14 protein-coding genes and 3 pseudogenes are annotated in these 21,569 nt (G+C 55.7%); 4 read left to right on the top strand and 13 right to left on the bottom strand.

The window, feature by feature from the left end:
• Positions 1-6,155 (bottom strand): Ig-like domain-containing protein (locus AC0YOB_RS17875; protein ID WP_475793925.1); only part of this gene is annotated, 6,155 nt, incomplete at its 3' end.
• A 648-nt stretch (positions 6,156-6,803) separates the two neighbouring features.
• On the opposite strand from AC0YOB_RS17875, the pseudogene AC0YOB_RS17870 reads away from it, so the two are divergent.
• Positions 6,804-7,071: pseudogene (locus AC0YOB_RS17870) on the top strand (tyrosine-type recombinase/integrase); the annotation flags it as partial.
• Positions 7,072-7,193: 122 nt separating this feature from the next.
• On the opposite strand, the pseudogene AC0YOB_RS17865 reads toward AC0YOB_RS17870, so the two are convergent.
• Positions 7,194-7,433, bottom strand: a pseudogene (locus AC0YOB_RS17865) (transposase); the annotation flags it as partial.
• 94 nt (positions 7,434-7,527) lie between these two features.
• On the opposite strand from AC0YOB_RS17865, the gene AC0YOB_RS17860 reads away from it, so the two are divergent.
• Positions 7,528-7,887, top strand: coding sequence for an ArsR/SmtB family transcription factor (locus AC0YOB_RS17860; RefSeq protein ID WP_475793924.1), 360 nt, complete (start codon positions 7,528-7,530; stop codon positions 7,885-7,887).
• A gap of 98 nt (positions 7,888-7,985) precedes the next feature.
• The gene (locus tag AC0YOB_RS17855) at positions 7,986-8,774 is read left to right on the top strand and encodes an SDR family NAD(P)-dependent oxidoreductase (protein WP_475793923.1); all 789 of its coding nucleotides are present in this window, start codon (positions 7,986-7,988) and stop codon (positions 8,772-8,774) included.
• A gap of 373 nt (positions 8,775-9,147) precedes the next feature.
• Here the strand turns inward: AC0YOB_RS17855 and rlmD are convergent, their stop codons facing one another.
• From rlmD to AC0YOB_RS17835, 4 genes are all read right to left on the bottom strand, one after another.
• Positions 9,148-10,584, bottom strand: a complete 1,437-nt coding sequence (gene rlmD / locus AC0YOB_RS17850) for a 23S rRNA (uracil(1939)-C(5))-methyltransferase RlmD (protein WP_475793922.1) — start codon at positions 10,582-10,584, stop codon at positions 9,148-9,150.
• A gap of 30 nt (positions 10,585-10,614) precedes the next feature.
• Complete coding sequence (locus tag AC0YOB_RS17845; protein ID WP_210042347.1) at positions 10,615-11,529, bottom strand: diacylglycerol kinase; 915 nt, start codon at positions 11,527-11,529, stop codon at positions 10,615-10,617.
• 160 nt (positions 11,530-11,689) lie between these two features.
• The gene (locus tag AC0YOB_RS17840) at positions 11,690-12,592 is read right to left on the bottom strand and encodes a sirohydrochlorin chelatase (RefSeq protein ID WP_475793921.1); all 903 of its coding nucleotides are present in this window, start codon (positions 12,590-12,592) and stop codon (positions 11,690-11,692) included.
• A 3-nt stretch (positions 12,593-12,595) separates the two neighbouring features.
• The gene (locus AC0YOB_RS17835; protein ID WP_188996801.1) at positions 12,596-12,886 is read right to left on the bottom strand and encodes a YerC/YecD family TrpR-related protein; all 291 of its coding nucleotides are present in this window, start codon (positions 12,884-12,886) and stop codon (positions 12,596-12,598) included.
• A gap of 220 nt (positions 12,887-13,106) precedes the next feature.
• Between AC0YOB_RS17835 and AC0YOB_RS17830 the strand changes: the two genes are divergently transcribed.
• Positions 13,107-13,625, top strand: coding sequence for an aminotransferase (locus AC0YOB_RS17830; protein WP_475793920.1), 519 nt, complete (start codon positions 13,107-13,109; stop codon positions 13,623-13,625).
• Positions 13,626-13,821: 196 nt separating this feature from the next.
• Here AC0YOB_RS17830 and AC0YOB_RS17825 read toward each other — a convergent pair whose 3' ends face one another.
• The 7 genes and pseudogenes from AC0YOB_RS17825 to AC0YOB_RS17795 all read right to left on the bottom strand — a co-directional run bounded on the left by AC0YOB_RS17825 (position 13,822) and on the right by AC0YOB_RS17795 (position 21,405).
• Positions 13,822-14,823, bottom strand: coding sequence for an inorganic phosphate transporter (locus AC0YOB_RS17825; protein WP_475769887.1), 1,002 nt, complete (start codon positions 14,821-14,823; stop codon positions 13,822-13,824).
• A gap of 20 nt (positions 14,824-14,843) precedes the next feature.
• Positions 14,844-15,455: a DUF47 domain-containing protein gene (locus AC0YOB_RS17820; protein ID WP_210042353.1), complete on the bottom strand. Its 612-nt coding sequence runs from the start codon at positions 15,453-15,455 to the stop codon at positions 14,844-14,846.
• A gap of 531 nt (positions 15,456-15,986) precedes the next feature.
• Entirely contained in the window at positions 15,987-17,084 is a 1,098-nt protein-coding gene (locus tag AC0YOB_RS17815; RefSeq protein WP_475793919.1) for a DUF3048 domain-containing protein, read from the bottom strand.
• Positions 17,085-17,566: 482 nt separating this feature from the next.
• A complete protein-coding gene (locus tag AC0YOB_RS17810; protein ID WP_475793918.1) occupies positions 17,567-18,988 on the bottom strand; it encodes a sensor histidine kinase in 1,422 nt (473 codons plus the stop codon).
• Positions 18,989-19,354 carry a winged helix-turn-helix domain-containing protein gene (locus AC0YOB_RS17805; protein WP_475793936.1) on the bottom strand — a complete coding sequence of 122 codons (366 nt, stop codon included), beginning with the start codon at positions 19,352-19,354 and terminating at the stop codon, positions 18,989-18,991.
• Positions 19,355-19,567: 213 nt separating this feature from the next.
• Positions 19,568-19,936: pseudogene (locus AC0YOB_RS17800) on the bottom strand (response regulator transcription factor); the annotation flags it as partial.
• 101 nt (positions 19,937-20,037) lie between these two features.
• Positions 20,038-21,405, bottom strand: coding sequence for an FG-GAP repeat domain-containing protein (locus tag AC0YOB_RS17795; RefSeq protein WP_475793917.1), 1,368 nt, complete (start codon positions 21,403-21,405; stop codon positions 20,038-20,040).
• Positions 21,406-21,569: the final 164 nt, after the last annotated feature.

The raw sequence follows: 21,569 nt of genomic DNA, 5'->3' as shown, positions 1-21,569 counted from the left end.
TCCGCCGTCACCGTAAACGCCGCATTCGTCGGATTCAACGCCGTCGTGCTGAGCGTCACCGTTGGCGCGGTCTTGTCGTAATTCCGACTGAGCTGCGCCGCCTCCGTATTCGCGTTCCCTGCCGCGTCTACTGCAACGCCTTCGTCCACATCGACGGTGACCGGCCCGTCCCCCGTCGGCGTCACCACGAAGGTATACTTCGTCCCGCTTACCGCGTCGAAGCTACCCACCGTTCCGTTACCCACCGTAATGTCTTCCACCGTGAATCCCGTTACGTTCTCGCTGAACTCCGCCGTCACCGTAAACGCCGCATTCGTCGGATTCAACGCCGTCGTGCTGAGCGTCACCGTTGGCGCGGTCTTGTCGTAATTCCGACTGAGCTGCGCCGCCTCCGTATTCCCGTTCCCTGCCGCGTCTACTGCGACGCCTCCGTCCACATCGACGGTGACCGGCCCGTCCCCCGTCGGCGTCACCACGAAGGTATACTTCGTCCCGCTTACCGCGTTGAAGCTGCCTGCCGTTCCGTTACCCACCGTAATGTCTTCCACCGTGAATCCCGTTACGTTCTCGCTGAACTCCGCTGTCACCGTAAACGCCGCATTCGTCGGATTCAACGCCGTCGTGTTGAGCGTCACTGTCGGCGCCGTCTTGTCATACACCAGGCTGAGCTGCGCCGCCTCCGTATTCCCGTTCCCCGCCGCGTCTATCGCGATGCCGTCAGCCACATCGACCGTGACCGGCCCGTCTCCCGTCGGCGTTACCACAAAGGTATACTTCGTTCCGCTTACAGCGCTGAAGCTGTCCGCCGTTCCGTTCCCTACCGTAACGTCTACCACCGTGAATCCCGTTACGGCTTCGTCGAACTCCGCTGTTACCGTAAACGCCGCATTTGTTGGATTCACCGCCGTCGTGCTGAGCGCCACCGTTGGTGCGGTCTTGTCATAATTCCAACTGAGCTGCACCGCCTCCATATTCCCGTTCCCTGCGGCGTCTACCGCGACGTCCGCGGCTACATCGACCGTGACCGGTCCGTCTGCCGTCGGCGTCACCACAAAGGTATACTTCGTTCCGCTCAACGCATTAAAGCTACCTGCCGTTCCATTGCCTACCGTTACATCACCGGCGGCAAAGCCCGTCACGGTTTCGCTGAACTCTGCTGTCACCGTAAACGCCGCATTCGTCGGATTCACCGCCGTTGTGCTGAGCGTTACCGTTGGTGCCGTCTTGTCATAATTCCGGCTGAGCTGCGTCGCCACTAAATTTCCATTGCCTGCCGCGTCGACTGCGACGCCTCCAGCCACATCGACTGTAACCAACCCGTCTCCCGTCGGCGTCACCACGAACGTATACTTCGTTCCGCTCACCGCGTTGAAGCTGCCTATCGTTCCGTTCCCTACCGTTACATCCCCGGCGGCAAAACCCGTTACAGTTTCGCTGAACTCCGCTGTTACCGTAAACACCGCATTTGTCGGATTCACCGCCGTTGTGCTGAGCGTTACCGTTGGTGCCGTCTTGTCATAATTCCGGCTGAGCTGCGTCGCCACTAAATTTCCATTGCCTGCCGCGTCGACTGCGACACCGCCGGCCATATCGACCGTAACCAGACCGTCTGCACTCGGCGTCACCACGAACGTATACTTCGTCCCGCTTACCGCGTTGAAGCTGCTCGCCGTTCCGTTCCCTACCGTTGCATCACCGGCGGCGAAGCCCGCCACGGATTCGCTGAACTCCGCCGTTACTGTAAACGCCGCATTCGTCGGATTCACCACCGTCGTCGACAACGTCACCGTCGGCGCCGTCTTGTCGTAATTCCGGCTGAGCTGCGTCGCCGCTGTATTTCCATTGCCTGCCGCGTCGACTGCGACGCCTCCAGCCACGTCGACCGTAACCAGCCCGTCTCCCGTCGGCGTCACCACAAAGGTATACTTCGTCCCGCTTACCGCGTTGAAGCTGCTCGCCGTTCCGTTCCCTACCGTTACATCACCGGCGGCAAAGCCCGTCACGGATTCACTGAACTCTGCTGTCACCGTAAACGCCGCATTCGTCGGATTCACCGCTGTCGTCGACAGCGTCACTGTCGGCGCCGTCTTGTCATAATTCCGGCTGAGCCGTATCGCCGCCGTATTCCCGTTCCCCGCCACGTCGACTGCGACACCGCCGGCCACATCGACCGTAACCGGCCCGTCTGCACTCGGCGTCACCACGAACGTATACTTTGTTCCGCTCACCGCGTTGAAGCTGCCTACCGTTCCGTTCCCTACCGTTACATCCCCGGCGGCAAAGCCCGTCACAGTTTCACTGAACTCCGCCGTTACTGTAAACGCCGCATTCGTCGGATTCACCACCGTCGTCGACAACGTCACCGTCGGCGCCGTCTTGTCGTAATTCCGGCTGAGCTGCGTCGCCACTAAATTTCCATTGCCTGCCGCGTCGACTGCGACGCCTCCAGCCACGTCGACCGTAACCGGCCCGTCTGCCGTCGGCGTCACCACGAAGGTATACTTCGTTCCGCTCACCGCGTTGAAGCTGCTCGCCGTTCCGTTCCCTACTGTTACATCACCGGCGGCGAAGCCCGTTACAGTTTCGCTGAACTCCGCTGTTACCGTAAACACCGCATTTGTCGGATTCACCGCCGTTGTGCTGAGCGTTACCGTTGGTGCCGTCTTGTCATAATTCCGGCTGAGCTGCGTCGCCACTAAATTTCCATTGCCTGCCGCGTCGACTGCGACGCCTCCAGCCACATCGATCGTAACCGGCCCGTCTGCCGTCGGCGTCACCACGAACGTATACTTCGTTCCGCTTACAGCGTTGAAGCTGCCTACCGTTCCATTCCCTACCGTTACATCCCCGGCGGCAAAGCCCGTCACAGTTTCACTGAACTCCGCTGTCACCGTAAACGCCGCATTCGTCGGATTCACCGCCGTCGTCGACAGCGTCACTGTCGGCGCCGTCTTGTCATAATTCCGGCTGAGCTGCGTCGCCACTAAATTTCCATTGCCTGCCGCGTCGACTGCGACGCCTCCAGCCACGTCGACCGTAACCAACCCGTCTCCCGTCGGCGTCACCACGAACGTATACTTCGTTCCGCTCACCGCGTTGAAGCTGCCTACCGTTCCGTTCCCTACCGTTACATCACTGGCGGCAAAGCCCGTCACAGTTTCGCTAAACTCCGCCGTTACGGTAAACGCCGCATTCGTCGGATTCACCGCCGTCGTCGACAACGTCACCGTTGGTGCCGTCTTGTCGTAATTCCGGCCGAGCCGTACCGCCGCCGTATTCCCGTTCCCCGCCACGTCGACTGCGACGCCTCCGGCCACGTCGACCGTAACCAGACCGTCTGCCGTCGGCGTCACCACGAACGTATACTTCGTTCCGCTCACCGCGTTGAAGCTGCCTACCGTTCCGTTCCCTACCGTTACATCCCCGGCGGCAAAGCCCGTCACAGTCTCGCTAAAGTCCGCCGTTACGGTAAACACCGCATTCGTCGGATTCAACGCCGTCGTCGACAACGCCACCGTCGGCGCCGTCTTGTCATAATTCCGGCTGAGCTGCGTCGCCACTAAATTTCCATTGCCTGCCGCGTCGACTGCGACGCCTCCAGCCACGTCGACCGTAACCAACCCGTCTCCCGTCGGCGTCACCACGAACGTATACTTCGTTCCGCTCACCGCGTTGAAGCTGCTCGCCGTTCCGTTCCCTACCGTTACATCACTGGCGGCAAAGCCCGTCACAGTTTCGCTAAACTCCGCCGTTACGGTAAACACCGCATTCGTCGGATTCACCGCCGTCGTCGACAACGTCACCGTTGGTGCCGTCTTGTCGTAATTCCGGCCGAGCTGCGCCGCCGCCGTATTCCCGTTCCCCGCCGCGTCGACTGCGACACCGCCGGCCACGTCGACCGTAACCGGCCCGTCTCCCGTCGGCGTCACCACGAACGTATACTTCGTCCCGCTTACCGCGTTGAAGCTGCCTACCGTTCCGTTCCCTACCGTTACATCCCCGGCGGCAAAGCCCGTCACAGTCTCGCTAAAGTCCGCCGTTACGGTAAACACCGCATTCGTCGGATTTACCGCCGTCGTCGACAACGCCACCGTCGGCGCCGTCTTGTCGTAATTCCGGCTGAGCTGCGCCGCCGCCGTATTCCCGTTCCCCGCCGCGTCGACTGCGACACCGCCGGCCACGTCGACCGTAACCAGCCCGTCTCCCGTCGGCGTTACCACGAACGTATACTTCGTTCCGCTCACCGCGTTGAAGCTGCCTACCGTTCCGTTCCCTACTGTTACATCACTGGCGGCAAAGCCCGTCACGTTCTCGCTGAACTCCGCCGTCACCGTAAACGCCGCATTTGTCGGATTCCCTGCTGTTGTACTTAACGTCAACGTCGGCGGACTCACGTCAATCCAATGCGCGTAGAGGGTTATGTCCTCGCCGATGACGCTCGACTCTGTCCATTGATCGCCGCCGTTAGATTCCGTAAACCATCCTACGAAGCTGAGTCCCGCAGGGGTAACAGGAGGCAGCAAGGTCACGCCCGCCGATTCCATTGACGTAGCCAAAATGCGAACCGAGGACGGCGGTGTTCCCCCTGCGCCGTTTAAGTCAAAGCTCAGAACAAACTCATTTCCGATTACGACGGGAGCGGAACTGCCCAGAACGGAACTGTCGATCGTACCTGTGTTATCGATCGTGCCCGAGCCGCTCAGTTTTCCATTCCCATTGATCGTTCCCGTATTCGTGATTGTAACGCCCTCCGGAATAATTAACTGCTGTCCCCCCGGAATCGTAATCGTGCCGGCGTTATCCAAGCTGAATGAATTGTCGGCCGCTCCCGATCCTGCACCGATGACCGAAACCTCATTCGGACTGCCTGAGGAAGGGATGACTGTTCCGCCTTCTATCGTAATATCGCCGCCGGAGCCTTGTAAACCGCCGCCGATTCCCGCCGCCTGAAGGCCACCATTCGCTGTTATATTCCCATCCGTGATGGAGATCGTGCCGCCGTCACCTTGCTGACCGCCGCCGATTCCTGCTCCATAATAGCCGCCGCTCGCCGTTATTGTCCCGCCTTCTATGGAGATCGTTCCGCCGTCACCCTGATAACCGCCGCCGATTCCTGCTCCAAAAAAGCCGCCCGTCGCCCCCACCGTTCCACCTTTTATCGTGACCTCGCCGCCGGTATTTCCAATACCGCCGCCGATTCCTGCTCCATTAGAGCCGCCCGTCGCCTTCACTTCTCCGTCCGTAATGGTGATCATGCCGGCGGATCCGTTCGCTCCGCCGCCGATTCCCGGCGCCTGATTGCCGCCCCACGCCGTTACTTTTCCACCATTAATGGTGACCTTGGTATTGGGAGCATCTCTCCCGCCGCCGATTCCTGCTCCATAATCGCCTCCCGATGCCGTTACCGTGCCGCCCTCTATCGTGATCTCGTTGCCTGAACCTCGCCAACCGCCGCCAATTCCCGCTGCCTCAAAGCCTCCCGTCGCCGTTACTTCTCCGCCTGTGATGGTGATGGGGCCGGCGGAACCGCCGGAACCGCCGCCACCGTACCCGCCGCCGATTCCCGCTCCATAATCGCCTCCCCTCGCCGTTACCTTGCCGCCCGTGATGGTGACAGGGCCGCCGTTGGCATTCGAACCTCCGCCAATTCCTGCGCCGGCACTGCTGCCTGTCGCCTCCACCGTGCCGCCCGTGATGGTGACCGTACCTGCGGATTGGCTAATCCGGCCGCCAATTCCTGCGGCGCCATTCCTGCTGCCAGTGGATACTGCAATCAGCCTGCCGCTTTCCGCCTCGCTCGTGTCCTCGATAATGATGGCCGCTCCTACTTCCACCTGGACGGCAGGACCAGCAGAAGCCGTAATCGATAACTCTTTTCCCGCAAGGTCCAGCGTCAGTTCCTTCCCGACAGGGACAATGAGCGTCCCGTCCGCTTGGGTTATATCCTCCTTCAAGTGAACGATCGAGCCGTTTTCACTGTTCGCAAACGCCGAAGCCAACGAAGCCCAGTCATTAACCTCGACCGTACCCGCCGCCTGCGCCGGCCGCTCCCCGACCGCAAACAGCATTCCACTGATAAAAATTGGGATAAGTGCAGTGCGCACCCCCTTGTTCCATTGTTTCCACGTGGCCGATCGCCGCCAACCTTCTTTCATCTTCCTCTCCCTTTCCGAAAACTGATTCGAACAACGAACGATGTACCGGATGCCGCATTTTTGCTCGCGCAGAGCCCTTGTTGTGTAGTTGCCGCATACAAGTCGAGTTCATTGCCGAATTAGGTGTATTTTAAGTGCTTGTCTGCCATGGTTCAGATGTCCAGGTTTTAAAAACGGATATGGAGAAGCAGTAGGACTAACGAACCATTAGTTTCATTTTCGGGGCTGTTCAAGCGTTTTGCGCCGCCAAAACCCGGTTCCGAGCCGCTTATGGCGCTTTTCATAGATTTCTGACTTTCCTGATGTAACGATAAAATGTTACCTTAGTAGCGGAAACTCAAATCTATGACATGATTCCAGGGAAACCTCGAGTGCAATAAGTCCTATATGATTATTTCGACATTATTCCTTCGAATCATTATATGACCAGCCAAAAAAATCTTAGTCTCCACCTTATCGTGGAGGTAAGTTCTTCTCGGACTCTATCAACCGAATTATATGAGTTATCGATATCCTGATACTTCCCAGGATTGCTTAGTGGAGCGAAGTTTTATCGTCGAAGCGAAACCCGCTGACGCTGTTCCCCAGCCATACCGGCGTATGCTGGCGTCCCGTACCGGTGTCGGCGACGCGATTGCCTTCGCCCCATTTCATCATGAGCGCCCTTACCTGTGGTTTCGACAGTTAATTAAGAAGAATGGATTTCAGTATATCCGATTTCACGGTCTGCGCCACACCTCCGCTACGCTCCTGATTAACCAGGGCGTTCATGCGAAGATCATTTTTGCACGGCTCGGGCACAGCAGCATATCGACCACGATGAACATTTACGGTCATGCCCTCCAGTCAGCTTGACCAGGCCGCAGCGGATAAGTTCGAATCACTGTTTTCAAATAAAGCAAAAGCACAAAAATAAAGACGCTCGAGGATACTCCTCCCGGCGTCATCACTGAAATCAATTGTGTCGAATTATCTCTGTTTATAATTTATTTATTAGGTTTCTCACATCATATTCACATCAACGGATAACAGCCTGTACTATAGCCAAAAACCCTTGATATATAAGGCTTCCCAGCATGCTGGCGGCCGACTGTGAATCGAATGCGATTCACTAATATTGCCGCGGCAACAGGCTCTACTTCTGCCGCATTGTAAATTTCGCCAGGGAGCCCCAGTACGGTCGATCCATAGGATAGCATTAAGCATCATTTGAATGTCCTTTGGAGGTCTTCCCCCTTGTTTCTCGTCCAGTGGAAGTAGATTTTTTATAATTTCCCATTGAGCATCGTGAACTAGATTGCTTTTTTAAAAGCTATCCGTTATATTGAAATAAATGATCAAGCATTTAATCATTTGATCTGGAGGTGGTGCGTTGAAGGAACTAAAGCAAAGCGAACTGTTGGAAAAAAAGAAAGCTCTCCTTCATGAGATTCGTCAGTCCACAGATATTTTCAAAGCACTTGCCGATCCCGTAAGGCAGGATATTCTAATGATGTTTATGTTGTCTAAACGAATGAATGTTGCACAAGTTGTGGAGCAATCGCATTTATCCAGACCAGCAATATCTCATCATCTAAAAATACTTAAACAAGCAGGCATCTTAATCTCCTCAAAGGAAAGGACAGAAGTTTATTATAGTCTTACCTTTGAGAACTCGGTTATTGAGCAGCTTAAAGCAATCATTCTTGCTGCCGAAAGCCTATCGAGTGACCCTGCTAAAGCGCTTGAATAACAGACATGACTTTCTCGCAATCAGTGAAGAAAGTCCTTTTTTTAAATCATAATGGTTAAATATTTAAGCATTTAAAATTATAAACGGAGGTAATACAAATGAACTATTCAAAGAAGACAGCCTTGGTAACAGGCGCATCATCCGGAATAGGGGAGGTTTTCGCAAACGAGCTTGCCAAAAAAGGATGTACCTTAATATTGGTTGCCCGGTCAGAGGATAAACTCAAACAAATTGCACATGAACTTCAAGAAACGCATTCGATCCATGCGATACCTCTTTCGGTTGATCTTTCTTCAGTCAACGCTGCGGAGAAAATAGCCCAGGAAGTTGAAAATCTCGGCTTGACAGTTGATATTCTTATTAATAACGCCGGGTTTGGAACTTTGAGGGAGTTTAATCAAATCTCGCCAGATCGTGTTCATCAAGAAATTCAGCTAAATGTAGTATCCCTGACTGAATTAACTCACAAATTCATTGGTTCCATGATTGAGAGGAAGGACGGCATTATTATCAATGTTGCTTCAATGACAGCGTTTCAGCCAGTACCGTACATGGCTGTGTATGGTGCCACCAAGGCTTATGTTCTCTCTTTCACGGAAGCGTTATGGGCCGAGTATAGAGATAGCGGCGTTCAAATCGTTGCGTTATGCCCTGGAGAAACGAAGAGCTCGTTTCATGCTGCATCCGGTTCGGACAATTTGAAAAGTAAGCGCATGGAGCCGATTGATGTCGTGAACGCGGCATTTAAAGCGGTAGAAAGGAATCGCAGCCACATCATAGTTGGACGAAATAATTATATTACGGCTCAGCTGCCGCGTTTACTGCCTCGGAGCACGGTCGTAAAATTCGCTAAACGAATATTTCAGCAAGCCTTGAATATCAAGTGACATCCTAGGCTCAATATGGGGAGGTTGTTACATCATATAAAACCACTCTTTTATCCGCTGAAGCGGGAAACGGAGTGGTTCATTATCCCTTGCGTATTCGCTTAAGTAGGTTAAGCGATGTATATCGACCACGATGAACATTTACGGTCATGCCCTCCAGTCAGCTTGGCCAGGCCGCAGCGGATAGGCTCGAATCCCTGTTTTTCCATAAAGCAAAAGCACAAAAATAAAGACGCTCGAGGATACTCCTCCCGGCGTCATCACTGTAATCAATTGTGTCGAATATCTATTAATCAGGTTTTTCACATCATTTTCAGATCAACGGACATTATAGCCAAAAACCCTTGATATATAAGGCTTCCCAGCATCCTGTTTAATTTCTCACCAGTGAAACAACCGCCTCCACATGCACCGTCCACGGAAACATATCCACCGGCTGAACCTCAACCGTCCGGTACCCGCCATCCTCCAGCACGCGCAGATCCCTTGCCAGTGTCGAAGGATTACAGGACACATACACGACCCGTTCCGGCCGCATCGCCAGAATGGTCTCCAGCAGCGCTTCGTCGCAGCCTTTGCGCGGCGGATCGACTACGATCACGTCCGGCACGATGCCTTCCTTCCGCCAGCGCGGAATAACCACTTCCGCCGGACCCGCCTCGAACTCGGCATTGCCGATGCCATTCAGCGCGGCATTGCGCCGCGCATCCTCGATCGCCTCCGGTACAATCTCCACGCCATACACCCTGCCCGCCTGTCGGGCCAGAAACAGCGAGATCGTGCCAATCCCGCAATACGCGTCAATGACCGTCTCCGATCCGGTCAGCCCCGCATACTCCACCGCCTTGCGGTACAGCTCCACCGTCTGCACGGGGTTCACCTGATAGAACGAGCGGGCCGAAATCGCGAAGCGGATCCCGTCCAGTTCGTCATAGATCACATCGCTGCCCCACAGGACGCGCGTCTCATCGCCGAAGATCACATTGGTCTTACGCGTATTGACGTTCTGCACGATACTCGTCACACCCGGAACGGCCTCGCGAATACGCTCTACCCAGCGCTCGACCTGCGGAATCCGCTGTCCGTTCGTCACCAGCACGACCATGGCTTCACCGGAGACAAAACCGACCCGCGCCATCACATGGCGCAGCAGCCCGCGGCCAGTCTCTTCGTCGTAAGCCGTGATGCCAAGCTCACGGCCGACGGCCTTCACCTCGGCCACAATCTCGTCATTGACCGAATGCTGGATCAGGCACTGATCCATATCGATAATACGGTGGCTGCCCCTCGCGTAAAATCCCGCAACCAGCCTCATATCCCTGACGCTTGCCGAACCATCAGCCGCTCTACCCGCTTCCGGCACCATCCCGATCGGAACCTGCGCCTTATTGCGGTAATGCCAGGGCTTGTCCATCCCGATAGCTGGATGCACGATCACATCTCCGCTATCTCCGCCCTCACCCGCAGCAACGCGCAGCTTGCCGATCCGCTCCAGATTGTCCACCACATGCTGCCTCTTCCAGCGCAGCTGGGCGTCGTAGTCCATATGCTGCAGCTGGCAGCCGCCGCACTGCATATAGATCGGACACGGCGCCTCGACACGGTCGGGGCTGGCCGCAACCAGCTCCTGCAGCTTGGCATAGCCATACTGCTTCTTGACCTTGAGCACTCTGGCGCGCACGCGCTCGCCGGGAAGCGCTCCCTGTATAAAAAGGGTAAAGCCGTCTGCACGGCCTACCCCTTCTCCCTCATGCGTCAAGCCGACAATGTCGACGACGACTTCATCATTTTTGCTGACTGGAACACTCATTTGCCTTCGATCGCTCCGTTATTCTCTAGTTTACTTATAGGTTGTATTGCCCTCTTCATCCACGAAGATTTCCAGATGCGACGGCAATATATTAAACGTACAAGGCAGCGTGCCGCCGTATTCGCCATCCAGATTAAGCTGAATATAATCCGGCGTCGTCACCTGCAGCGCACGGGTCTGAAAATGAACCACATGCGGATCATGCAGATGCTCGCCGCGCAGGGCAAGCGAGGCAATCCGGATGAATTCGCCCAGATTGCATTTCTTCAGCACGATGACGTCGAGCAGCCCGTCGTCAATCGTGGCATCCGGCGCGAGCTTCTCGAAGCCTCCCACCGAATTGCTGTTGCAGATCAGAAACAGCATAATTTCCTCGTGCATCTCCCCGATCTCATCGGCCTGAAGGATCAGCTCGGTCGGGCGCAGACGCGTCATTTTCTCAAGGCCCTTCATATAATAGGCCAGCTGCCCGATCATCGTTTTCAGCTTGCTGGGCACCTCATAAGTCAGCTCCGTCAATGAGCCGCCGCCCGCAATATTGATAAAATACCGCTCGTTTGCCTTCCCAAGATCGATCGGACGCTTAAACTGCTGGATGATCAGATCGCAGGCGGACTCCCACTGCTTGGGAATACCCAGTCCCCGGGCAAAATCGTTGGTTGTGCCCAGCGGCAAAATCCCGAGCGGCGGCCGCGATTCCTTGGTTGCCAGACCGTTGATAACCTCATACAGCGTTCCGTCTCCGCCCGCCGCAATGATCATGTCGAAGCCGCGGTCCGCCGCTTCCGATGCCGCTATGGTGGCGTCCCCTTCGCTCTCAGTAGCATGGCAGCTGGTCTCGATGCCGCCCCGCTCAAGCCGCTGCAGAATATCCGGCAGCCGCCGCTTGATCTCTTCTCTCCCCGAGGTCGGATTATAAATTAATCTTGCCCGTTTAATTGACATTGTGGCCACCTACGGCATGTTCCAACCATGCAAGCGCCGCTCCCGCGGCCGCTTGGCTACAAGTGAAACCGGCCTGTTACCCTTCCCCTTATCATATATCTTTACTTCTATCGATTAAACCAATCTCCGGCCCTGCGAATCGCCGGCAACCGATCCGGTTCTAACCCAGCCCGGCAAGCCATCCGCTCATCTGCCGCTCCATCCAGCCGGTCATGCAGGAATGCGGAAGCATCGCGCGTCCGTTATACCGGTAAGCCAGTCCGCCCAGCCTCGCCGGAATCACCGTCCGGGTGAAATATCCCTCACTCAGAAACATCGGCACCACAATAACCGCGTGATCCGGCCGCTTGCGCAGCATCGCGTCCAGCCTGCTTGCCGCCTGATCCGGCAGCAGCATGGCAATATCCCCGCCAGCGAAGCCGCCAAGCTGCTGCAGCCGCTGCAGCAGCTTCGTCATGCCGCTTCGCCAGCGGTCATGAAATACCGCTTCGCGTGAGCCATGCGCCACCACCAGCAGCCGTTCCCGCTCCGGCGCCTCCGACAGCCCGCGGATGTTCGCGAGCAGCAGATCGGCGATCTGCGGATCATCGTCGATCGGCACGCCGAACCGGATACGCGTCCCCGGGTTCCAGCGAAACCGCTCCAGCTCGCCGGTCCGCGCCGGGGATACCGGCGCCTGGCCGAAGGCCTGGGCGATGTCATCGACATGCGTGCTGCCGGACGAGACAAAGAGCGGAAGGACGTAAATATCCGTCACACCTTCCGCTTCCAACTTGTCAATGCCATCTTGTATTAGCCGCCCTTCGACAATCTCCAGAAAGGACGAAACGACCGGAACCGCCTGTCCGCCAGAGGCAGCAGCCATCTCCAGCCGCTTCCCGGCCGCCGTTGAAAGTGATAGTGATAAAGATCCATGCACGCTAGGGGATATTCCTGCCTGCGTTTGACCGCTCGCCAAAGGCTGCTTCACATACGAGGCTGCCGACTTCACCGCGTCATCCACCAGCCGCACCCAATCCGCTTCCCGCGAACCGTGGCTGATAACCAGTACCCCCGGCTTCATCGATTAGCGTCCTGCGCGCTCCAGCGCCATTTTGTACCCGTCATTGCCGTAATTCAGACAGCGCTTCACGCGCGAAATCGTCGCCGTACTTGCGCCGGTCTCCGCCTCTATCTGATTATATGTGGAACCCTTGCCCAGCATTCGCGCCACTTCAAGACGCTGCGACAACGATTGAATCTCGTTCACCGTGCACAAATCGTCAAAAAAAACATAACATTCCTCAACTGTTTTGAGCGTCAATACCGCTTCAAATAGCTGATCGACCGTTTTATCGTTAAGCTTCTTAAGCTGCATCGTTTGCTTCCTCCCTACCCGAACTAATATTCTCATTGTATCGGTTTCAGGTTTACTTTTCAAGCGTTACCGTATTCACGCATTACAGGATAGAAGAACCGTTCGGCTCGCAAATACCCGCACCTGCGGAATTTTTTAAGGCAAAACCGGGCATTCGTCCAATCCTTATGTTTGCCTATGCCATAGACTATAAACAAAACGGAAAAAGGTTGTGATCCGCGTGAAATACCGCTACGATCCGTCCCATAGAAGCTTTCAGCAGCCGCCTCTCGGGGGGCCGGGTCCCGGCCCCTTTCCGGGCATCTCCGATCCCTTCTTCGGCGGAGGAAATATGGGCTTTAACCAGGGAGCTCCCTTCAATCCCGGGCAGTTTCAGAACCCCGGTCCGGGCGCCATCGTTCCGCTTGCGGAGACGATTACCGAAGGCGTAACGGCAGTGCCGGCCAAAGTAGGCGGCTTCTCGCTGCCTACCAGCCTGAGCGATATCAAAGGAATTGTCGACCGGATGGGCGGCATCGAGGGTATTGTCAGCACGATGACCAAGGTGCAGAAGGTTGTCGGCAGCATTACCCAGATGGCCCCGCTGATCAAGGTGCTGGCAGGCTCCTTCGGCAAAAAAGACGCAGACGAAGAGGAGGATGCGGCAATAACGCGGCGCAAGAAGCGCCGGCGGCCAAGAGGGGCAGGTTCCGGCTCCAAGCGTAAGCGGCGCCCTGTCAGCAAGAAACGGAAGCGTTAATAAATCGTAAACGGCCTGGGGGCAGACACGCTCATCCTGTTGGGATGCCCGACATTCAAGAACATTCTATAGGATAAAACGAACTTGAGTGAGCAAATGTAACCAACATTGAACAAGAAAGGCTGGATGTCAAAAGCCGCTGGACGCTTGAAGCGCCTGCGGCTTTGACAGCCAGCCTGTTATCATTCACGGGAAGCTACATAAACAGCAGCATAATCTGATAGATCAGGGCGGATAGAAGCACCGTCACCGGAATGGTTACGATCCAGGAGACCACGATCCGCCCGGCAAGCCCCCACTTCACAGCCGAGAAGCGCTTCGCGCTGCCGACGCCCAGAATCGAGGAGGTGATGACATGCGTAGTGCTGACCGGCAGATGCGTAAGCGTGGCGGTCAGGATAACCGATGCTGACGTGATATCTGCCGCAAAACCGTTGATCGGCTCGATTTTGAAAATCTTGGTGCCCATCGTTTTGATGATTTTCCAGCCGCCGATGGAGGTGCCAAGCGCCATGGCGGTTGCTGCGGATATTTTGACCCACAGCGGTATATGCTCGATGTTGTCCTGCAGGCCCGCCGTCACCAGCGCGAAGGTCATAATTCCCATCGCCTTCTGCGCATCGTTGGTGCCGTGCGTGAACGATTGGAAGGCAGCCGTTATGATCTGCCCCGTACGGAAGCCTTTGTTGATCTGATGCGGGCTGGATTTGGCGAAAATCTTCTTCAGGAGCCACATCACAATAAAGCCGCCCGCAAAGGCAATTAACGGCGAGAAAATAAGTGCTTTTACAATTTCGGTGAAGCCGCCCCCATTGAGGGCGCCAAATCCGTCCGCGCTAACAACCGCACCAGCCAGCGAACCGACCAGAGCGTGCGAGGAAGAGGAAGGAATGCCGAACCACCAGGTGATCAGATTCCAAATAATGGCGGATATCAGCGTGGCGACGATTACCTGTACCCCGTTGTCAAGCGTGGCGGGATCGGCGATGCCGCTGCCGATTTTTTTGGCCACGCCGGTGAACAGCATGGCTCCTGTGAAGTTCATGACGGACGCAATGACAATCGCCATACGCGGCGAGAGCGCTCTTGTCGATACGGACGTTGCGATGGCATTGGCCGTATCGTGAAACCCGTTTATAAAGTCAAATGCCAAAGCGAGAAAAATGACTGCTCCAACCCAGATGTACATCATATCCATACCCGCTCGTCACCTACTCCTTAGCTGTTGCGCATGATGATGGTTTCGAGTGTGTTGGCAACGTCTTCGCAGCAGTCGGTCGTTTGCTCCAGCCGCTCATAAATTTCCTTGCGTTTGATCAGTTCAATCGGATCCTTCACATTGGCAAACAAACTTTTGATGCATACCCTCAGCAGATCATCGGCCTGGTTCTCCAGTTCGTTAATCGAGATAGCCGGCTCCCGGATTGCCAGAAGCTTCTTCTCCGACAATAGATAGATCGCCTTCTTGATCTGCTGGGCGCTGCGGAGCAGAATTTCGGCGAACAAGGTAATATACTCATCGGGCTCCGTGACATTGTACATTTCAAAGCGCGATGCAGATGCTTCAATACCGTCCAGCACATCGTCAAGCGATGTGGTCAGCGCCATGATATCCTCACGCTCAATCGGCGTAATAAACGTTTTGTTCAGCTCTGTCAGGATGGTATGTACATAGCTGTCGCAAGTGGTTTCATACTCCTTCATATCCTTTGCGAACTGGGTAACATCCCTGATTTTCGCGACATTGACCTCAAAATATTGAACAGCCTCAAGAATCGTATCTGCCATCGCTTCCAAAGTCGTAAAAAAAATGTCCTTTTTCTTAAACATCGGTATTCCCCTTCGCCCTTATCTTTATTGTGAAAAACATGTACTTCAGTGAACATATGAAACCGACAATAGCTTAACATAGTTTACCTTGCAATTGTTAAGGGATTGTAAAGGTTTTATGACTTTTTATGAAAAACAGCAAAAATAAATTTTCCAGCTATTTTTTTCGGTCCTTTCAAGGAGAAAAGGATCTGCCGCCTAAGATTCCGGAATCGTTTCCTGCCCGAATACCCTGCATAATTGAAGCAAAAATCAAGCCCGCACCGCTATTGTTTTCCTTAACCGCTTAAAATAACCAGTCTTGTGGACATTCGGTGCAATGGGCATAGCCGCATCATCATTGTGTATCTGCTGAAGGCCATCCCCGCTGCCAAGGTAAACCGGATATTTCCGGCTTAACTGCGCCGCACGGAATAACCCAGCCGGATGCTCCCGATTGACCGGATACAACAAGAAAACCGGGTCAGCATGTCAACCGCCCGGTCACTCGTCTCTATTTGTCTGAAACCATGCCTTAAGCATGTGAAATGATCAGCTGTAGCTCAGATGCTCCTCGAACGAGGGGGTCATCGGCACAATGTGGTAGAACGTCTTGCCCGGGACAAATGGCAGCTCGCGCCCGTCCTTCATCAGCCTGATCGCTCCGTCATCGGCCCGCACCCACTCGCAGTCGACCGCCTGACCCAGCTGGAACAGCACCGCCGGGCCGCCGGACTGCAGATCAATTTCCAGTCTTCCGTAATCGTCGTAGGTGTGGTGCGCAGCCCCGATAATAACCAGATTCGTCGCCGTCAGCTGCTCCTCCGTGGTCAAATCCGTATGCGGCTTGTCGTTGATCGACCGTGCATAGATCTTCCTGGCTTCATCGAACGCATAAGAAACTTTGTAATCCTTCAGCAGAAAATGAATTTCGACCTTCGTGGCGGCCATCCCTCCGACCGTCGCACCTACATCCGAGAACGGAAAGGCCGGTATCGTGACCGTGTCCTTGTATTTCTTGCGGGCGGCGCCTTCCCGCAGCTTCTCGATGTTGGAATATAAATTATGCGGCGCCTTGCGGAACGACTCCCGCCAGAAGTAGCTGCCCGCATTGGAGATTTCATCGAGATAGGCCTTGCCCTGATGCTGCAAAATATCGTAACCGTCCGTGCTTGCCCCGGCATGCGCCAGAATCGCGTTGAAGGTATCCCCGATTTCAATCAGATAGGGGCGGTTGCTGCGGATCGGACCGATCGGATCCTTGAAATCATCGCTCTGAAAAATCGCCACCAGCCGTGTGATTCCGCCCTCTGCCAGCACCTCCCACACCATATCGGCATGGGGCAGACCGGACTGGGGCCGGGCCAGCGACATATTATTGACCATAACCGCAATGGGACGCCCCAACGCTTCCTGCTCAAGCGGCAGCCCCGTGAGCGACGCCCTGAAGGCAGGGACGGGGTCCGGCTCCGGCTCGGGAGCAGGCGGCTCCGGGATGGGGACAGGCTTCTCCTCGGTAAGCGGCTTGGGATCACTATTCAGCTTATCGGCTCCACTGCACCCGGAGAGACTGCCCATAAGCAGCAGGAACAGGGCAATCAGCCCGCTGCCCGCGATGCGCCGGAAGGTTGTACGGCCTTTATCAACCATGAATAAACCACCTTTTGCTTGTGATGACTACCTTTTCCCTATTTCCTTATTAAACCATACGCAAAGGAGGATTGTCTTGTTTTTCATGGATGTCCGCCTGGCCGAACAAGGAGCGTCCGTTCTGGAGAGAGGATATCATTGGGCAGAACAGAGATTAGTATGCAAATGGAATTAATGTCAATTGAGTGAGTCTGAGCAGCAGGGGATACCGCCAATTTCGTGGGTATACTGTGTCTGTAAGTTTCCATACTACTTAAGAACTGTTCATTTCCTGCGGGAAGAAATATCAGAAAGGGACAAGTCATCTTAAATGCTTTCTGATGTTTCAAAAAAAAGGAGCTGAAGCATAATGCCCCAGCTGATTGAATGGACGGGCCGCCACTGGCTTGTCATCGTCCTGATAATAGGAGCAGCAGCGGCTGTTGCCTACATATTCGCGAAGCGCAAATCCCTCTTTTATAAAGAATAACAGCCCGCTCCTTTTAGATGCCGGGCTCTTCCGGAGACGGCGGCTCCTGGACCGCGAGCGGGAGACGGATGGTCACCGTTGTGCCTTCTTCCCATAAACTGTCCACGCGGAAAGCGCCGCCATGAAGCTCCACGATTTCCTTGCAGATGGCAAGCCCTAGACCGCTGCCCATCTTCTGGCTCCCGCCCTTGTAGAATTTGTCCAGCACATGGGGCAGATCCTCCGGCGATATGCCGCAGCCCGTATCCTGAATGGCAATACGAGCCCAGCCGGGTTCCTGCTCGGCCGATACGACCACGCTTCCTCCGCTCGGGGTGAATTTGAAGGCGTTGTCCAGCACATTGATCAACACCTGCTTCATCCGGTTGGCATCGGCTTCCACCAGCAGCGGCGGCGTGTTCCCGAAGTTTGCCGTGAGGCGGATTCCTTCCCTCTGGACGCGGGCATCGAACTGGCGCATGGTCTCCTTGACCGGCTTCAGCAGGTCCACCGATTCGGGATGCAGAATGATGCTCTTGGCATAAAGCTTCGAGAAATCAAGCAGATCCTCCACAAGCCCCGACAGCCGGTCGGTCTCCCGGTCAATAATCGTCAAGCCCATCTGAAGCTCCTCCGCATCGGAAGGGTCGCCTGCGAGCGTTTCGCTCCAGCCCTTGATCGAGGTCAGCGGCGTCCGCAGCTCATGGGAAATGGAAGAAATAAAATCATTCTTCAGCTTCTCCCGGCGGGTCAGCTCGGAGGCCATCGTATTGAGCGTCTCCGCCAGCCGCCCGATCTCATCGTGATCATGCGGGGTGGCTCTGCGCGACCAGTCTCCTTCCGCCATCTGCTCGGCTACCCGCGTCAAATTACGGATCGGCCTGGCTATCCGGTTCGCCAGCAGCACGCTCATGGCAAAGAACAGCAGCACCACAATGAAGCCCACCAGCACCGTGATCCACAGCATATTGCGGACTGTTTCATCCACGCTTACCAAAGAGGCCGTGTAACGGAACATGGCGACAATATGCTTATCCTGTTTGACCGGCAGCGTGACAGCCGCAATACGCTCATTCGTCACAGGATCTACTCCGCGCCAGACGCCGCGTTTGCCTCCCATCGCCTCAAGCACATCGGGCGTTTCAACCACTTCCCCGTTTCCCGGCAGGCCGTCGCTGTCCACCACCAGGTAGCCCGTGTAGTCCAGCAGCTGCAGATGCGCGGTGCCCTCGGACATATTTTGCAGCATATAGCTTGCCTTATCCTCCATGGGCTGGTAGGAAATATTGCGGTTATGAAGGGCTGCCTCGGTCTCCGCACGCTGGATGACCGAACCGACGGCGCTTCCATAATAATAATTCCATACCAGGGTAACGAACATGGCGCCGAGAAGCACCACAACAAGCGTAATGAGCACCCCGTAGCTCCATACCATGCGAGTCCTCAGGCTGCTCATCTAAAATCCGCTCCGTTTCCAGCGGTATCCGAAGCCCCAGAGGGTCTCAATATATCGCGGGTCGGATGGCTCGTCCTCAAGCTTCTGGCGGATCCGCCGGATATTCACATCGACGATTTTCAGGTCGCCGATAAAATGCCTGCCCCATACCGCATCCAGAATATCGTCGCGGCTGAGTCCTTCCCCTTCGCGCTCCATGAGCAGCAGGACAAGCGTCCACTCCGTCGGCGTGAGCACGATCTCCTCGCCGCCTTTCCACAGACGCCGCTCCGCCGCCGACAGCCGGAACGGTCCTGATCGCAGCTCGCCCGCGCGCTCGCCGGAGGATTGCTGCCCCGCTTGAGCCGGCGTGCTTCCGCTCAGCATGCCTGGGCTTTCTCCGGCGGACTGTCCCATATCAGCTGCCGTATTTCCCGCCGCATCGCCCGGATGGGGCGAGCCGGGCTGCCTGCCCTGCCCGGCTCCCTGGGCAGCGGAACCGCCAGCGCCTGTGCTTCCGGCCGCGTCATCGGGCGCTCCAGCTTCGGCAATGCCGCCGCTGCCCGCCGCCGCCCGGGCATCCTGCGAAGTCAAGCCGCCCGGCATCATCCGCCGGTGCAGGGCGTTCAGTCTGGCGATCAGCTCGCCGGGGCTGAACGGCTTCTGCACATAATCGTCGGCCCCCAGCTCCAGGCCGCGGATTTTGTCCTCCTCCTGGGACTTGGCCGTCAGCATAATGATCCCCATGCTCGGGAATCTCCCGCGCAGCTCGCCGCACACTTCAAAACCGCTGATCGTCGGCAGCATCACATCCAGCAGCGCCACGTCAAAAGGAGGAGAAGCCGCATAGGCAAGCGCCAATGCGGTCTCTCCATCCCCGGCTTCCGTTACATCCATTCCGTTGCGTTTTAAATTAATGCGGATAAAACCGCGAATGGCTTCCTCGTCTTCCAGCAGCAATATTCGCATATATGGCTTCTACCTCCCGGCCGCGGCGGGCCGCCCGGGATAAACCTTGAGCGGACCGTCCATTTGATGCAACGACTACCTTTAATTAATCCCATGAATAATTAATGCTGGGGAATCAGCTTGAAAATCTGCTTCAACTTTACTTCATCCAGCTGCAGCTTATCATAATCCTGCTTGCTGTCATCGGTCCAGTCCTCCGGAGCCTCCGACCAGACGGCAGCATATACAAATCCGCCAGCTTCCGTCAGCACCGTCACTCTTCTGGAATCATCCTGCAGCTCCTGCTCTTTATCGCTCCAGTCCGCCAGAGGCACCGGTTCAATCGCGAACAGCTCCGCCCGGTCCTCCGTCTGCTGATTGTAATAATCAACAGCCAGTTCTCTCACATCGCTGTCACTGGTAAGATGCACCGTATATTTCTCACGCCATTCCGCAGGAAACCGCAGCTCATAGCCGTCCGTCTCGTCCACATATCTCTCCTGCACCACCTGGAACTCTTCCCCGCCATCCCACTGCTTATATTGTTCAAGCCAGAGAAGATCGCTGTACGGCAGGTTCGGAGCTTGTCCGGGAGCCTCCAGCGTCACGTTAATGTCCAGAATGCCGTCTCCGTTCCCGTCTCCGCCTACGGTCTGCCGGGAATTATTCTCTACGACCTCGCCGTTTGAGGTAGGCCTGGGATAAATTTTGCTGAGCTTCCCTTCATTCCAGGCCAGCATGACTGTACTGGAGGAGTGTGCTCCCAGACTGGCGTCAGCCAGGATGCCATAGCGGTCTGCGGCGATTTTGCCCACTACGATATTATAATACCCGTTCACATTGCCGTTCAAAGGGGCCGAAGCGATTTCCTCCACCTTGCCCTCATGAATGCGGTGCAAATGGGCGGAAGCCTTCATCTGCTCGCGGTCCAGCTGGATCAACACCAGCTCCGAGCGGCCATCGCCATCCGCATCGCCAATGCCAAGCGAGTCATAGGGCAGCTCGGCAATGGGGCCGGGCAGACTATCGCCGTTATACGACTCATTAATATGATAGACAGCCAGACTATGCTGAGGCTCGCCGTATTGATTCCAGCCAATCAGCACCTCCGGCTGACCATCCTGATCCAGATCGGCCACCTGCAGCAAATCAATGCCGTAGCTTGAGGACTCGTCGAATGTGAACCATTTATTCCAGCGGTCATTCTGCTGCTTCAGCACCATAACCTGCTCCGTATCATTCTCCGTGACGAACGTGACAATCGCTTCCTGCTCCCCGTCGCCGTCAATATCCGTTTTGTTGACGGCGGCATTCGATGCTTCCTGAACCGGAAGCGCAAGCTTGGCCCGGACCGGAAGCGCGTCGCGCACCGCTGAAGCAAGCTTTGCGTTCTCCGGCGTCGATTGCGGACTGAGCAGCAGGTCTGCCGGTGTAGTCGTGTATTGGCAGCCTGAAAGAACGAGCATACCGATCATGATTAACCCTGGCATCCAGCCGGGGCGCCCCCTTTTATATCGTCGCTTCATCTGTTATTGCCCCGTCCCTTCCGGTCGTCATAACCGCTGCAGGAGAAGACATCCGCTGTATCATACTAAAAAAGCTTCTTCGGCAAGCGGCAAGTCGGCAAACTCGTTTGCAGCACTTACGAAGGGTA

The organism is Paenibacillus sp. JT31N17, assembly GCF_056269255.1.
Note: the sequence above shows the minus strand (reverse complement) of the source record. Positions and strands in the feature narration are given on the sequence as shown.